The organism is Streptomyces sp. CBMA152 (assembly GCF_014596475.1).
Lineage (GTDB): Bacteria > Actinomycetota > Actinomycetes > Streptomycetales > Streptomycetaceae > Streptomyces.
Map to the genome: position 1 here is coordinate 162097 of NZ_MECJ01000033.1, position 15138 is coordinate 177234.

The window sequence follows — 15138 nt, forward strand, 5'->3', positions numbered from 1 at the left end:
CTTTCGGATGGGAGGGATCAGAGGGTGATGCACGTACGCAGGGCCTCGCCCGTACGCATCTGGTCGAGCGCGTCGTTGATCGCGGCGAGCGGCACCCGGTGGGTGATCAGGCGCTCCAGGTCGATCCGGCCCGCCCGCCACAGCGCGATGGCCCGCTCGTAGGAGCGCAGTACGTCGCCGCCGCCGTACATCGACGGCAGGATCCGCTTCTCGTCGAAGAACAGCTCGAACATGTTGAGCTGGAGGAAGTCGTCCATGGCGCCCGCGCCGACCACGCACAGGGTGCCGCCGCGCCGGGTCGCGTCGTAGGCGGTGCGGGCGGTGGCGGACTTGCCGACGACCTCGAAGACGTAGTCGAAGCCCTCGCCGGAGGTGATCCGGGCCTTGGCGTCGTCGAGTTCGCTGGGCGACAGAGCCTCGGTGGCACCGAACGCGAGGGCCGCCTCGCGCCGGGACGCCACCGGGTCGACGGCGACGATCTGCGCCGCGCCCTGCACCTTCGCCCCCTGGATCGCCGAGATCCCGACCCCGCCGCAGCCGATGACCGCGACCGACGAACCGGCTTCCACCTTCGCGGTGTTGATCGCCGCGCCGAGCCCGGTGGTCACCCCGCACCCGATGAGCGCGGCGATCTCGTACGGGACGTCCTCGGGGATCGGGACCGCGCACCCGGCGTCGACCACGACCTCCTCGGTGAACGTCCCCGTACCCGCGAAGCCGAACACGTCGCCGCCGGGGCGCTTGAAGTTGGGGGTGCCCGCGTTCATCAGCGAGGCGAGGCAGAGCTGGGTCTGGCCGCGTTTGCAGGACGGGCAGCTGCCGCACGCAGGCAGCCACGACACCAGCACCCGGTCGCCGACGGCGAGCCCGGTGACGCCGTCGCCGACGTCGAGGATGTCGCCCGACCCCTCGTGCCCGGGCACGAACGGCGCGGGCTGCGGCAGCACGCCGTTCATCGCCGAGATGTCGGAGTGGCACAGGCCGGTGGCCCGGATACGGATCCTCACCTTGCCCGGGCCGAAACCCACGGCCTCGACGTCGTCGAGCACATCGAGTTTGTCCTGGCCGATCTCGTGCAGTACGGCTGCGCGCATGGTGCGGCTCCCCTCTGATGACTGACCCGTACGTGAGGCGATTCAGACGTGTTCGACGACCGTGTCGGAGAGCACGGGCGCGTCGTCCCGCTCGACGGCCGTCACCGACACCTGGATCCGGCCCGGTCCCTGCCACATCCGTACGCGCAGGGTCTCGCCGGGGAAGACGACCCCGGTGAACCGGGTGGTGTACGAGCGGACGCGGCCCACCTCGCCGTCGAGCAGCGTGTCGACGACGGCCTTCAGCGTCATGCCGTAGGTGCACAGCCCGTGCAGGATCGGCCGGTCGAACCCGGCGAGCTTGGCGAAGTCGGGGTCGGCGTGGAGCGGGTTCCAGTCGCCGGAGAGCCGGTAGAGCAGCGCCTGGTCCTCGCGGACGGCCCGCTCGACGATCCGGTCGGGCGCGCGCTCGGGCTGCTCGACGCGTACGGAGGGGCCCCGGTCGCCGCCGAAACCGCCCTCGCCGCGTACGAAGATCTGGGCATCGCTGGTCCACAACGGCCCGTCCGTATCGGCCACTTCGGTACGCAGCACCAGGATCGCGGCCTTGCCCTTGTCGTACACGGCGGCCACTTTGGACGTGGAGACGGCCCGACCGCGTACCGGAATCGGCCGGTGCAGCGTGATGCCCTGGCCGCCGTGCAGGACGGCCGCGAGGTCGACGTCGATACCGGGCGCCGAGAGCCCGCCGACCACGCCCATCCCGGCACCCGCGACGGTGGCGAAGGAGGGCAGCACATGCAGCCGGGACTCCAACGTGTAGCGCAGCTCGTCGGGATCGGTGGCCGGGCTGCCCGCCCCCAAACCCAGGTGATAGAGCTGAACATCCTTGTGATCCCAGGCGATCTCGGTGGACCGGGGCTCGGCGGCGAGCGCCTGCGCTGCGTCGATGGGCATACCGGGCTGCTCCTTGGAGGTGGGAAGACCTCGGCGCGACCGTCCGCACCGTCGGCCGCACCGAGGCCGTGCGGGACCGGCCCCCGGCCGGTTCTAGAACGCGTTCTAGGGCTCGATGGCTCCCATGTATAACGCAGCACTCCGGGATTGGGAACCCCACTGACGCTCCGTCAGATTCCAGATGCCTGCACCTACAGGGGCGCGGGGAACTGCGCGACAAGCCCCCACCGGCCCGCAGCAAACAACGCACCGGGACATTTGTCCCACGGAACCCCGTACAACAACATCTGCCGGGCCGCACGGCCGCTCCGTACCGTCGAAGACATGACGCAGACATCACACCGAGCGGTCGGCTTCACCGCCGTGGCGAAGGCATTCGGCCCCGTGCGGGCCGTCGACGGCATAGACCTCGACATCCGAAGGGGCGAAACCGTCGCCCTGCTCGGCCGCAACGGCGCCGGCAAGTCGACCACGATCGGCCTGCTCCTCGGGCTCGACGAGCCCGACGCGGGCGAGGTCCGGCTCTTCGGCCGCACCCCCGAGGAGGCCGTACGCGCGGGCCTGGTGGGCGCGATGCTCCAGGAGGGCCAGCCCATCCCCCGCGTCACCGTCAGAGAGCTCGTCACGTTCGTCGCCTCGACCTACCCCGAGCCGATGCCCGTCGACGAGGCGCTCGCGCTCGCGGGGCTCACCGAGTTCGCGGACCGCCGGGTCGACCGGCTCTCCGGCGGCCAGGCCCAGCGCGTCCGCTTCGCGGTGGCGCTCGCCGGGTCGCCCGCCCTGCTGGTCCTGGACGAGCCGACCGCCGCGCTGGACGTGGAGGCGCGCCGCGCGTTCTGGGAGTCGATGCGGGCGTACGCGGCCCGGGGCAACACCGTGCTGTTCTCCACCCACTACCTGGAGGAGGCGGACGACAACGCCGACCGGATCGTGGTCATCGACCAGGGCCAGATCGTCGCCGACGGCCCCGGCGAGCGGATCAAGCGGGCGGCGGGCGGCAGCCTCGTCTCGTTCGACCTGGCGGGCGGGTCCGGCGCGCATCTGCCGACGCTGCCCGGCGTGGTCAGCGTGGAGGTGCGCGGCGACCGCGCCCTGCTGCGTACGGACGACTCGGACGCCACGGTCGTGGAGCTGGCGCGTCTGGGCGCGATACGCAACCTCGAAGTGGCCCCGGCGAGCCTGGAGGACGCGTTCCTCTCGCTGACCTCGGAGTTCGACTCGGACTCGCTGCGCCGCCTGCCGCCCCTCCTGTTCCGCGTCTGAACCGCTCCGCGCCCGAAAGCCTGAAAGCGAGACCGTCCCATGCTCGACTACATCCTGCTCGAAGTGCGGCGGACCTTCCGCGATACCTCGTTCGTCGTCTTCGGCATCGGCATGCCCGTGCTGATGTACCTGCTCTTCACCAACATCGGCTCGGGGGACGGCGATTCGGCCGACTGGAAGGTCGCGTCGATGGTCGGGATGGCGGCGTACGGCGCGCTCGGCGCGTCCCTGAACGGCGCCGCGGGCGTCGCCGCCGACAAGCACTTCGGCTGGCTGCGGCAGCTGCGGATCACCCCGATCGCCCCCTCCCGGGTGGTGACCGGCCGGGCGATCAGCGCGTCGGCGACCGTACTGCCCGCGATCGCCGCGGTGTTCGCCGCGGGCGCGTTCGTCAACGGCGTACATCTGGCACTGTGGCAGTGGGCGGCGCTCACGCTGCTGCTCTGGATCGGCGCCCTGCCGTTCACCTTCCTCGGGCTCGGCAACGGCTACCGGCTCACCCCGCAGGCCGTGGGCGTGATCAACCCGGCATGCCTGGTGGGGCTCGCGGTGATCGGCGGACTGTGGTTCCCGGTCGACGCGTTCCCCGGCTGGCTCGCCTCGATCGCCCGCTACACCCCGACCCACCGGTTCGCCGACCTCGGCTGGGCCGTCTCGCACGGCTCGGCGCCCGGCGCGGTCACGGTCACGGTGCTGGTCGGCTGGCTGCTGGCGTTCGGCTCGTACGCCGTGTTCTCCTACCGACGGTCCGCAAGGACGGTATGAGCCAATGAGCGGGGAGAAGAAGACAGTGGCGAAACTCCTGCCGGGACTGCCGAGACTGCCGCAGCTGTCGAAGCGAGAGCCGAGGCGCGAGGGCGAGTGCCGCCGGGACGACGATCTCGCGGGCCCGCCGGCGAACGGCTACGCGATGCTGCCCTGGCTGCTGATGGGCCTCGGCTCGTTCTCCAACCTGGTGAGCGGCCAGACCCCGAACCCCTGGATCGGCGGCGCGGGTCTGCTCGCCTTCAACTCCCTGTACATCTCGGTGGTCTTCCGCGCCTTCGACAAGGACAAGCGCGAGACCCGGGGGACCTACGCGGCCCTCGCCACGATGGGCGTCATCACGTACGGCCTCGCGCTCGGCTACGGCGGCACCTGGCTGCTCTTCTTCCCGCTGCTCGCGCTCGCCTGCGGCGCGGTGCTGCGCAACCGGCGGCTCAGCGCCGTGATGGTCCTGCTGACCGTCTCGGTGAGCTCGATCTCCGGCATCCGCACGGGCAACCCGTGGGACGACGTGACCATCGCGTACGGAACGTTCCTGTCCGGCATGGTGACGGCGGCGGTCCTCTCGCTCTCCCAGACCGTGCGCGAACTGCGCGACACCCGGCAGGAGCTGGCCCGAGCGGCGGTGGAGAAGGAACGTCTCCGCTTCTCCCGCGACCTGCACGACCTGCTCGGCCACACCCTCTCGGTGATCGTGGTGAAGTCGGAGGCGGCCCGCCGCCTCGCCCCCCGCGATCTGGACGCGGCGCTCAGCCAGGTCGCCGACATCGAGTCGGTCGGCCGCCAGGCGCTCACCGAGATCCGCGAGGCCGTCACCGGCTACCGCGAGGGGAGCCTGGGCACCGAACTCGACCGGGCCCGCTCGGCGCTCATCGCGGCCGACATCGCCCCCGTCGTACGCCAGTCGGGCCCCCCGCTGGCCAAGCAGTCGGAGGCGCTGCTCGGCTGGGTGGTACGGGAGGCGGTGACCAACGTCGTACGGCACAGCGGCGCGACCAAGTGCGAGATCGTCGTCGACGGCGCGCCCGAACGCGTACGGCTGAAGATCACGGACAACGGACGCGGCGTACCATCCGAACAGCCCGCCACCACCGCTCCACTGATCGGCGGTACGGGCCTGAAGGGTCTCACCGAACGCCTCGCGGCGGCCGGCGGCTCCCTCGACGCGGGCCCCGGACCGCGCGGCGGCTTCCAGGTCGCCGCCGAACTCCCGGTAGACCCGCTCGACGCCGAGCTCGAAGCCGAGCTGGAGACGGAACACGGGGCCGCACGGGGATGACGGTCCCCTGGGGATGATGGGGAGAACGGCATGATCAGGGCTGTCGGGGCTTGCCCCGTTCCCACAGCTCCTCGCCGTGCTCCGCGAACCGGTCGAACATGCCCCCGTCCCCCTGGCGGCGCAGATGCAACAGGGGCGAGTCGTGGCCGACCAGGCGCGCCAGATGGGGGGTGACGAGGGCTTCGTGGTCGAACCGGAACACGGACAGGCTCACGTGATTGATCGCGTCGAGAGACGATGAGAATCGCGTCTCCACGCCTTCCGCAGGGCCGAGGCGGTCGAGATGCTCCAACGTGGTCCTGATGCGGGTGGATACGGTCAGCGCCACATCCTCGATGGCCTCACGCTGACGTGTCACCTCGCCCTCGGGGTCCCCGAGCAGGAAGCGGACCCGGCACCCCGCCTCGGCCTTCCGCCGGATCGTCTCGGAGAACTGAGGAACCTGGGTCCAGAAGAAGTAGTTGGTGAACCCGGCGAAGAACAGTTCGGCCGTCGCGCCTTCGACGAGATCGGCCCACACGGTCGATGGGCAGGCGGACCGATAGGGATAACTGTGAACCATCTCCCGGTCGTTGCCTGTCTTGATCCGGTCCTTCACTGCCTGCGGCCACAACATCTCTTCATCTACTCCCAGCGCCCGAGCGGCATCCTCGCGGTTCCGTAGGTGCGGTGTCAGTGCCGCGTCCGCGAGCCATCGTTCCACCTGCTTCAGCGATACCCCCACCCGGTGTGCCAACTGGCGGGGCGTGACACCCGCATCGTCCATGGCGGAGCGTAAGGCGGTGTTCAAGTCAACCCCTTCGACGCTGACGTTCGGGCCTTCTCAAGACCGTACCGACGAACGCCCCAACTGTCCCCGGAAGATGCGGCGATAGGTCCGGAAGGGTGCGCCACGATGCGGCGCATGGCTACAACACGCGCTCCGGAGAAGGCGGGTAGCAAGTGACCTCTGACGCGCTGAACACGACATGGAAGCCCGGGACCCCGGTGTACGACGCGGCCAGTCAGATGGTCGGGGAGGTACGCGAGCAGCGCGGGCTCGTGCTGACACTCACCCGCCCGTCCGGGCTTCGCTGGCACACACGAGCCATCGCGGTACGGGACGCAAACGACCGCGAACTCCTCCAACTGCGGGCCCTGCACCGGCATCACCGTAACGCCCAGCGTCTCCCGCGTTCCTAGATCCCTCGCCCGGCCGCACGCGATCGTGAAGCGGAGTTGGCCGGGTGAGGTCCAAGTGCCCGCCCCGGCTGGTGGAAACCCCTGGACAGGTCGAGCAACCAGGGCGGGCCCCTATCAGGGAGGTACCGCACATGCGCGACGCACGGACCCTGCTGACCCCTGACGGGTTCGGGGGTGTGGTCGCAACAGTCCGCGACAACAACCCCGACATGCCCGACGCTACGGCACAGCGGATCGTGACGGAAGCGATCAAGTTCGTGGCAGCTGCTGCCCAGTTCCCCACGGTGAAGATCACCCCGTCCGACATCGTGGACGAGGGATGGCACGCGCTGATCCTGCACACGAACCTGTACGAGAAGCTCTGTGACCGGCTCGGCCGGTTCGTGCATCACTGGCCCGAGCGCCCCGACCGGGAACGGCACGACCCTCACGCGCTGACCCGCACGGTAGCGCTGATCGAACAGGCGGGGTACGGCGTGGACTGCGAGCTGTGGACGGGACCGACCACGGCCTTGGTCGCCGTGGCCGCGAACTGCTCTCACACCCCGAAGCCGGGAGGGTGCGGGCCGATCAACCCCGGCAACTGCGCTTCCCACTGCTCGGGAGGCGGCGGGGACGGTGACGATGGCTAGGCTTCCTGCACCTACGACTGAGAGGTGAGGGCAATGGATGCGGACGAAGCCCGCCGGACGGACGCCAAGCTGCGGCGGATGGGTATCCCGTGGGTGGTCGCGCCGGTGGATCCGGAGGCCCCGGCGGGGAGGTGGGGCGTGTACGACAGCGCCGAGCCGTCGACCCGCAAGCCCATCGCCCCTGACGTGCTGGGGGATGTCATGGCAAAGCTGCTCGCGACCCGCCCTGAACTCCCAGGGAAGCAGCAGGCCCCGACCCGGGGATTCATCCTCCTGCCCCAACAGGATTGACCCCTTGATGCGGCCCGGGTCGGCGTTCACCGCGGACGCCGACCGGGGCTCTTCCGCGCCCTGACCGGGGCACACCCCGTAGGCTCATCGTGTGGATGAGATGCCCCAGGAACACCGGCCGGTCAAATCTGTAAGAGTCCTGCTCGCCGAGGACCAGGGCATGATGCGCGGTGCTCTCGCCCTGCTGCTCGGGCTTGAGGAGGACATGGAGGTCGTCGCCCAGGTGGCGGCGGGCGACCGAATCGTCGAGACGGCGCTCACCTCCCGCCCCGACGTCGCCCTCCTCGACATCGAACTCCCGGGCCTGAGCGGCCTGGACGCGGCGGCGCAGCTGCGCGAGGAGTGCCCGGAGTGCCGGGTGCTGATCCTCACCACGTTCGGGCGGCCCGGGTATCTGCGCCGGGCCATGGAGGCGGGCGCGGCGGGATTCCTCGTCAAGGACGGGCCGGTGGAGGACCTGGCCGAGGCGATCCGCCGGGCCCTGCGCGGCGAGACCGTCATCGACCCGGCGCTCGCCGCCGCCGCGCTCAGCGCGGGCGCCAACCCGCTCACCGCCCGCGAGGTGGACGTCCTGAACGCGTCGGTGGACGGCGCGACCGTCGCCGACATCGCGGGCAAGCTGCATCTGTCGGAGTCGACGGTACGCAACTACCTCTCGTCGGCGATCGGCAAGACCCAGACGCGCAACCGCATGGAGGCGGTGCGGGCGGCGAGGCAGCAGGGTTGGCTGTAGCTACCGCTTACTGGTGGCCCGTGGCAGCCACACCAGCGCCACCACCATGCTCGCCATCAGCACGAACCCGCCGGTGCGGAAGGCCAGCGCGTAGCCGTCGGTGAGGGCGTCGGGGGTGAGCGAGGAGCCGGTGCGGGCGGCGGCGGCCGTCGACAGCGTGGCGAGGCCGAGCGCGCCGCCCATCGTGCGGGAGGTGTTGACGAGCCCGGAGACCAGTCCGGCCTCGCCCGGCGCCGCGCCGGAGGTGGCGAGGGCGGCGAGCGGGGTGGTGGCGAGCCCGGCACCGGTCATCATCAAGATGCCCGGCACCAGGATCGACATCCAGTACGGGTCGCCCGCCTGCATCGTGGACTGCCAGCCGAACCCGGCGGCGGCGATCAGCAGGGCGATGACGGTGAGGTTGCGCGTACCGGTCACCGGCATCAGGCGCGGGGCGATCTTCGCGCCGAGGACGATGCTCAACGAGCTGGGGATCAGGGCGCATCCGGCGCCGAGCGGGGTGTAGCCGAGGACGTTCTGGGCGTACAGCGTCATGAAGTACCAGGTGCAGAAGGTCGCCGAGCCGCAGGCGAACATCACGACGTTGGCGGACGAGACGGCTCTGATCCGCAGCAGCCGCAGCGGCATCAGCGGGGCCGCCGCGCGCGCCTCCACGGCCAGGAACGCGCCGAGCAGCGCGAGCCCGCCGAACAGCGGGGCCAGCGTCTCGGGCGCGGTCCAGCCCGCCTGTTCGGTCTGGACGATGCCGTACGCGAGGACGGCGAGCCCGCTGGTGACGAGGACGGCACCGGGCAGGTCGAGGCGCTGGTGGGCACCGGCGCGGCTCTCGGTGATCCACAGGGCGGCGCCGGTGAGGACGAGGGCGCCGACGGGCACGTTGATGAGCAGCACCCAGCGCCAGGACAGGGTGTCGGTCAGGACGCCCCCGACGAGTCCGCCCGCCGCGCCGCCGCCCGCGCCGACCGCCGCCCAGGTCCCTATGGCCCTTGTACGGGCGGCGCCTTCCGGGACGGCGGCGGTGAGGATGGTGAGCGTGGACGGCGCGAGCACGGCGGCGCCGAGGCCCTGTACGCCCCGCGCGAGCAGCAGCTGCCACCCCTCCTGCGCGAGCCCGCCGGCGAGACTGGCGGCGGTGAACAGGCCGAGGCCGACGAGGAACATGCGCTTGCGCCCGAACAGGTCTCCGGCGCGGCCGCCGAGGAGCATGAAACCGGCGTACGCGATGGAGTAGGCGTTGACCACCCACTGCAGCCCGGACGGGGTCATCCCGAGGCCGGTCCGCATGGAGGGGAGAGCGACGTTGACGACGGAGACATCGAGGACGACGAGGAATTGCCCGGCGCAGGCGGCGAGGAGTACGAGCCAGGTTCGCGCGGCGGGTGTGCGGGTGGGTATCGCGGTGTCTGCGGGCGCTTGGACCATGCGGGCCATGCTCGCAGCCGGGCGGTTCTTTCCCCACCCCGCCCCTTCCCGAAAGCCCTTGGCGGGCGGCCGAGTTCGTCGGCTGCGAGCCGGTGGGGGCTGGTCGCGCAGTTCCCCGCGCCCCTAAATACCTAGGGGCGCGGGGAACTGCGCGAGCAACCCAGCACGATGGGGCCTACCTCCGTAGGAGTGTCACCGACGCCGCCCCGCCCAACCCGATGTTGTGCGTCAGCCCGACCCCCGCGCCCCCCACCTGCCGCACCCCCGCCTCCCCCCGCAGCTGCCACACCACCTCCGCCACCTGCGCCAGACCTGTCGCTCCCAGCGGATGGCCCTTGGAGATCAGGCCGCCCGACGGGTTCACCACCCACCGGCCGCCATACGTCGTCGCCCCCGACTCCACCAGCTTCCCCGACTCCCCCTCCCCGCACATTCCGAGCGCCTCGTACGTCAGCAGCTCGTTGATCGAGAAGCAGTCGTGCAGCTCGATCACATCGACGTCCGAGATGTCGAGACCCGACCGCGCGTACACCGCCCGCGCAGCGGAGCGCGTCATTCCGACCCCCACCACGTCGATGCACCGCCCGGACGCGAACGACTCCTCCGTGTCCGTCGTCATCGCCTGGGCGACGATCTCCACGGCCCGGTCCGCCAGGCCGTGCGCGTCGGCGAAGCGTTCGGAGACGACCACGGCCGCCGCCGAGCCGTCGGACGTCGGGGAACATTGGAACTTCGTCAGCGGGCGGTGGACGACCGGCGCCGCCAGCACCTCGGCCACCGAACACTCCCACTGGAACTGGGCGTTGGGATTGTTCACCGAATGCCGGTGGTTCTTCGCGCCGACGGCCGCCAGTTGCGCCGCCGTGGTCCCGTACAGCTCCATGTGCTCACGCGCCGCGTCGCCGAAGATCTGCGCGGTGGGCGGGCTCATCTCGAAGCCGTGGGCGGCCGCCATCACCGCGTAGTGGCGCGCCACCGGCGACGTCGAGAAGTCGGAGCCGTCCGCGCCCCCGCCCAGCGCACCCCGCTTCATCTTCTCGAACCCCAGCGCCAGTACGCACTCGCTCACCCCGCCCTCCACCAGCTGCCGCGCCAGCATCAGCGCGCTCGCACCCGTGGCGCAGTTGTTGTTGACGTTGTGGACGGGGATGCCGGTCAACCCCAGTTCGTACGCCGCCCGTTGACCCGCCGTCGACGGCTGGAAGCAGTACCCGGCCATGACCTGTTCCACCTGCCCGTACGAGATCCGCGCGTCGGCGAGCGCCTTCGTGCCCGCCTCCCGCGCCATGTCCCAGTACTGCCACTCCCGCGACTCGGGCTTCTCGAACTTCGCCATGCCCACGCCGACCACAAAGCTCTTCACGTCCGTACTCCTCAATCCCTCGGCAGGCCGAGGATCCGTTCGGCCACGACGTTCAGCTGGACCTGGGTGGTGCCGCCCGCGATCGTCAGACAGCGGGACATGAGGAAGCCGTGGATCGCCCGCTCGCCCGCGCCCTCGGCCACCGCGCCCGCCGGGCCCAGGAGTTCGAGGGCGAGCTCGGCCACCTTCTGCTGGTGAACGGTCTGCACCAGCTTCCGTACGCTCGCGCCCGCCCCCGGCTCCAGACCCGACACCTGCCGCATGGTCGTCCGCAGCCCGATGCAGGCGAGCGCGTGCGCCTCGGCGGCCAGCGCGCCGATCCGGGCGCGATACGAGCCGTCCAGGTCGTCGGACGAAGCGAGCAGCGCCTCCAGGCCCGTGTCGAACGTCAACTGGTCGGCCATATGCACGCGTTCGTTGCCGAGCGTGTTGCGCGCGACCCGCCAGCCGCCGCCGACCTCGCCGACGACCGCGTCGGGCGGAAGCAGCGCCCCGTCGAAGTACACCTCGTTGAAGAGGGAGTCGCCGGTGAGTTCGCGGAGGGGGCGGATGTCGATGCCCGGGGTGTTCTTCATGTCGACGAGGAAGTACGTCAGGCCCTCGTGCTTCGCCGCCCCCGGGTCGGTCCTCGCCAGCAGGATGCCGTGGTCCGCCCACTGCGCCGCGCTCGTCCACACCTTCTGGCCGGTGATCCGCCAGCCGTCCTCGGTGCGCTCGGCCCGCGTACGCAGCGACGCCAGGTCCGACCCCGCCTCCGGCTCGGAGAACAGCTGGCACCAGAGCAGGTCGCCGCGCAGGGTCGGCGGGAGGTAACGCTCCTGCTGCGCGGGCGCCCCATGGGCGAGCAGCGACGGCACCACCCAGGTGCCGATCCCCAGCTCGGCCACCACGACCCCCGCCTTCGCGAACTCCTCCTGGACGACGAGCTGTTGGACCGGATCCGCGCCGAGGCCGTAGGGCGCGGGCAGATGCGGCGCCGCGTAGCCGGTGGGGGCGAGGGCGCGGCGGGCCGCCGCCGGGTCGAGGCCGCGTACGGACTCGGCCGCCTCCCGGGCCGCGTCCCGGTACGCCCGCGCCCGCCCGGGCAGCTCCATCCGCAGCACCCGCCGCGCCCCGGCCCGGGCGAGCCGGACGGCTCGCTGCCGGTGAGCGTCCCCGGCGCCGAGCAGCTGGCGCGCGACCAGGGCGCGGCGCAGATGGAGGTGGGCGTCGTGCTCCCAGGTGAAGCCGATCCCGCCGAGGATCTGGACGCAGTCCTTGGCGCAGGAGAACGCGGTGTCCAGGGCGGTGGCGGCCGCGAGCGCGGCGACCAAGCCCCGTACCTCCGCAGACGCGTCCGCCGCCCGCGCCGCGTCCCACACCAGCGCACGGGACTGTTCGAGCCGGACCAGCATGTCGGCGCAGAGGTGCTTGACCGCCTGGAACTTCCCGATCGGCCGCCCGAACTGCTCTCGCACCTGGGCGTGTTGGACCGCCGTCTCCAGCGCCCACGCGGCCGTGCCGCACGCTTCGGCGGCGAAGAGCACGGCCGCCAGATCCCGTACGAGACCGTCGTCCACCACCAGCACCCGCTCGGCGGGGACCACCACACCCCGCGCCGCGATCTCGGCGGTGGGGCGAGTGGGGTCGGCGCTGTCGTGGGTGCGGATGTCGAGCGCGGACGCGTCCACCGCCAGCCACACCGTGCCGTCGTCGCGCGCGGCGGCCAGGATCAGCAGGTCCGCCTGCCCACCGGCCAGGACCGGCGGCACGATCCCGTCGAGCCGTAAGCCGTCCTCCACGGCCTCGGCGGTCAGGGTCCCGGTGCCGAGCGCCACGGCTGCGGTACGGGCGCCGGTCGCGATCGCGTCCGTGAGTGCGTCGTGCCCGGCCCGCGCCAGGACCGCCGCCGCGAGCACGCCGGGCAGATACGGCCCGGGCAGCGCACCCCGCCCGGCCTCCTCCAGCACCACGGCGAGCTCCACCAGACCCCCGCCGCCGTACCGCTCGCCGAGGTGGACGCCGAGCAGCCCCTGCTCGGCCAGCGCGTCCCAGTACGGCGGCCGCGTGGTGGCCCCTGCCGGGGCGTCGAGCAGCTTGCGCACCTCCTCGACCGGTACGGCCCGGGCCAGCCAGCCGCGTACGGCCTCGGCCAGTTCCCGCTGCTCCCGCGTGATCCCGATGCCCATGCGCACTCCCCCGCCGCCCGGCCGCCGATGGAACGGCGACAGACTAGAACACGTTCCAATCTGACGGAAGGTCAGATGAGAAGCGGATCACAGACAACGGAACCGAACACGGGGATTAGCATGTGGCGCCCAGCCACATTCGCCTCGCGCATGTGGTGACCACCCACGTACGACTCCCGGGAGCCACGCCATGGCGACACCCAAGCCGGAGATCCTCGCCGCCTTCGAGGCCGCCAAGGGCTTCATGCCCGTACGGGAAGGACTGGCGCTCTACGACGCGGCGGTGGCAGCCGGGACGCTCGGGCTGCCGCTCCTTGAGGTCGGCACCTACTGCGGGCGCTCCACGCTCCTGCTGGCCGACGCCGCCCGCGCGGCCGCGACCGTCGCCGTCACCGTCGACCACCACCGGGGCAGCGAGGAGCAGCAGCCCGGGTGGGAGTACCACGACCCGGAGACGGTCGACCCCGAGGTCGGCCTGATGGACACGCTGCCCACCTTCCGCCGCACCCTGCACAAGGCAGGCCTCGAAGACCACGTCATCGCCGTCGTCGGACGTTCGCCGCAGGTCGCGCGGGCCTGGGGCGGCGAGGTCGGGCTCGTCTTCATCGACGGCGGGCACACCGACGAGCACGCCAACGCGGATTACGAGGGGTGGGCGCCGCACGTCGCCGAGGGCGGGATGCTCGTGATCCACGACGTCTTCCCGGACCCGGTCGACGAGTTCACCGGCCAGGCCCCGTACCGCGTCTATCTGCGGGCCCTCGCGTCCGGCGCGTTCACCGAGGTCTCGGCGACGGACTCGCTGCGCGTCCTGCGCCGCACGCGCGCCGGAGTGTGACGCCGCATTCCACGGCGGACCTCCCGGCGCACTCCACGACACGGCCCCCGGCGCACTGCGCGATGCACCCCTTCGCCGTACGCGGGGTGACCGCCCCGCGCGGCCGTCCCCGCTAGCATCGCAACGTGTCGTACGACAGCGAGTCCCCCACGCCCGGCCGCCGGCGACGCCTGCGCGGCAACCTCGTCATCGCCACCGCCGCCCTGGTCCCGACCTGTCTGGCCGGGTGGCTGGTGTGGCAGGCCATGGACGGCTCCGGCGGCCACGACGACAAGGCGAAGGTGCTGCCGCTGCCGAGCCGGTCGGCGCCGCACACGACCACGGACGACAAGCGACCGGCCGGGGGGAGGACGCCGACGGTGACCGTGACGGCGACCCCGTCGGGCGGCACCGCCGCGGCCCCCTCGCCGTCCACCCAGTCCGCGCCGCCCGTCGGCCCCCTCTCCGGCCCGCTCGCCGGGAAGGTCGTGGTGATCGACCCCGGGCACAACCCGAAGAACTTCCAGCACGCGACCGAGATCAACCGCCAGGTCGATATCGGGACGAACAAGAAGGAATGCGACACCACCGGCACCGAGACCATCGGCGGCGACTACACCGAGGCCGCGTTCACGCTCGACGTCTCGCACCGGCTGCGGGCGATCCTGGAGAAGCTGGGCGCGACCGTCACGTACACCCAGGACAACGACCACGCGTGGGGCCCCTGCGTGGACGAGCGGGCGCGGATCGGCAACGCGGCGAAGGCGGACGCGGTCGTCTCCGTCCACGCCGACGGCTCGGCCGAGGGGAACCACGGCTTCCATGTGATCCTGCCCGCGCTCGTGGACGCCGGAAAGGCGAACACCGCGCAGATCGTGGCCCCGTCACGTGAGCTGGGTGTGAGGATCGCGGGGAAGTTCGTCCACGCCACGGGCATGCCGCCCTCCAACTACATCGGCGACGGCACCGGGTTGGACGTCCGGGGGGACCTCGGCGGGCTCAATCTCTCGACCGTGCCGAAGGTGTTCATCGAGTGCGGGAACATGCAGGATTCCGGCGACGCCAAGCTCCTGACGAGCGCGGACTGGCGGCAGAAGGCCGCACAGGGTATCGCGGACGGCATCGACAGTTTTCTCACGAAGTAGCGCGCGCTCCCGACGGGTCGTCGGGCTGCGGGTCGGTCACGGTCTGACCACCGAGGGGACTTCCCGCCCGGTCAGACGATAGATTCT

15 protein-coding genes are annotated in these 15138 nt (G+C 71.5%); 9 read left to right on the forward strand and 6 right to left on the reverse strand.

All coding sequences use genetic code 11. The features are described 5' to 3' along the window. Positions 1 to 17 precede the first annotated feature (17 nt). Together BG418_RS33750 and BG418_RS33755 are read right to left on the reverse strand one after the other, a co-directional pair. On the reverse strand, positions 18 to 1094 hold the full coding sequence (locus BG418_RS33750) for a Zn-dependent alcohol dehydrogenase (protein ID WP_188277873.1): 1077 nt from the start codon (positions 1092 to 1094) through the stop codon (positions 18 to 20). A gap of 42 nt (positions 1095 to 1136) precedes the next feature. Then, the gene (locus tag BG418_RS33755) at positions 1137 to 1991 is read right to left on the reverse strand and encodes a MaoC/PaaZ C-terminal domain-containing protein (protein WP_188277874.1); all 855 of its coding nucleotides are present in this window, start codon (positions 1989 to 1991) and stop codon (positions 1137 to 1139) included. A 324-nt stretch (positions 1992 to 2315) separates the two neighbouring features. Between BG418_RS33755 and BG418_RS33760 the strand changes: the two genes are divergently transcribed. From BG418_RS33760 to BG418_RS33770, 3 genes are read left to right on the forward strand one after another with little or no spacing between them, the layout of a single operon-like run. Beyond that, positions 2316 to 3254, forward strand: coding sequence for an ABC transporter ATP-binding protein (locus tag BG418_RS33760; protein ID WP_188277875.1), 939 nt, complete (start codon positions 2316 to 2318; stop codon positions 3252 to 3254). A gap of 39 nt (positions 3255 to 3293) precedes the next feature. After that, entirely contained in the window at positions 3294 to 4019 is a 726-nt protein-coding gene (locus BG418_RS33765; RefSeq protein ID WP_188277876.1) for an ABC transporter permease, read from the forward strand. Positions 4020 to 4023: 4 nt separating this feature from the next. Next, complete coding sequence (locus BG418_RS33770; RefSeq protein WP_188277877.1) at positions 4024 to 5298, forward strand: sensor histidine kinase; 1275 nt, start codon at positions 4024 to 4026, stop codon at positions 5296 to 5298. Between the two features lie 34 nt (positions 5299 to 5332). Here BG418_RS33770 and BG418_RS33775 read toward each other — a convergent pair whose 3' ends face one another. Then, positions 5333 to 5914, reverse strand: a complete 582-nt coding sequence (locus tag BG418_RS33775; RefSeq protein WP_317453873.1) for an XRE family transcriptional regulator — start codon at positions 5912 to 5914, stop codon at positions 5333 to 5335. Between the two features lie 326 nt (positions 5915 to 6240). On the opposite strand from BG418_RS33775, the gene BG418_RS33780 reads away from it, so the two are divergent. The 4 genes from BG418_RS33780 to BG418_RS33795 all read left to right on the forward strand — a co-directional run bounded on the left by BG418_RS33780 (position 6241) and on the right by BG418_RS33795 (position 8136). After that, entirely contained in the window at positions 6241 to 6480 is a 240-nt protein-coding gene (locus BG418_RS33780) for a hypothetical protein (protein WP_188277878.1), read from the forward strand. A gap of 131 nt (positions 6481 to 6611) precedes the next feature. Continuing rightward, positions 6612 to 7112 (forward strand): hypothetical protein, encoded by a 501-nt coding sequence (locus tag BG418_RS33785; protein WP_188277879.1) that lies wholly within the window; start codon positions 6612 to 6614, stop codon positions 7110 to 7112. Between the two features lie 33 nt (positions 7113 to 7145). Continuing rightward, positions 7146 to 7403 (forward strand): hypothetical protein, encoded by a 258-nt coding sequence (locus BG418_RS33790; RefSeq protein ID WP_188277880.1) that lies wholly within the window; start codon positions 7146 to 7148, stop codon positions 7401 to 7403. Between the two features lie 100 nt (positions 7404 to 7503). Then, complete coding sequence (locus BG418_RS33795; RefSeq protein WP_188278320.1) at positions 7504 to 8136, forward strand: response regulator transcription factor; 633 nt, start codon at positions 7504 to 7506, stop codon at positions 8134 to 8136. Here the strand turns inward: BG418_RS33795 and BG418_RS33800 are convergent, their stop codons facing one another. The 3 genes from BG418_RS33800 to BG418_RS33810 all read right to left on the reverse strand — a co-directional run bounded on the left by BG418_RS33800 (position 8137) and on the right by BG418_RS33810 (position 13089). Further along, positions 8137 to 9567, reverse strand: coding sequence for an MFS transporter (locus BG418_RS33800; protein WP_188277881.1), 1431 nt, complete (start codon positions 9565 to 9567; stop codon positions 8137 to 8139). Positions 9568 to 9733: 166 nt separating this feature from the next. Then, positions 9734 to 10921: a lipid-transfer protein gene (locus tag BG418_RS33805; RefSeq protein WP_188277882.1), complete on the reverse strand. Its 1188-nt coding sequence runs from the start codon at positions 10919 to 10921 to the stop codon at positions 9734 to 9736. 11 nt (positions 10922 to 10932) lie between these two features. Further along, positions 10933 to 13089: an acyl-CoA dehydrogenase gene (locus BG418_RS33810; protein ID WP_188277883.1), complete on the reverse strand. Its 2157-nt coding sequence runs from the start codon at positions 13087 to 13089 to the stop codon at positions 10933 to 10935. A gap of 190 nt (positions 13090 to 13279) precedes the next feature. On the opposite strand from BG418_RS33810, the gene BG418_RS33815 reads away from it, so the two are divergent. Continuing rightward, entirely contained in the window at positions 13280 to 13927 is a 648-nt protein-coding gene (locus BG418_RS33815) for a class I SAM-dependent methyltransferase (protein ID WP_188277884.1), read from the forward strand. A gap of 125 nt (positions 13928 to 14052) precedes the next feature. Continuing rightward, positions 14053 to 15051 (forward strand): N-acetylmuramoyl-L-alanine amidase, encoded by a 999-nt coding sequence (locus BG418_RS33820; RefSeq protein WP_188277885.1) that lies wholly within the window; start codon positions 14053 to 14055, stop codon positions 15049 to 15051. Positions 15052 to 15138: the final 87 nt, after the last annotated feature.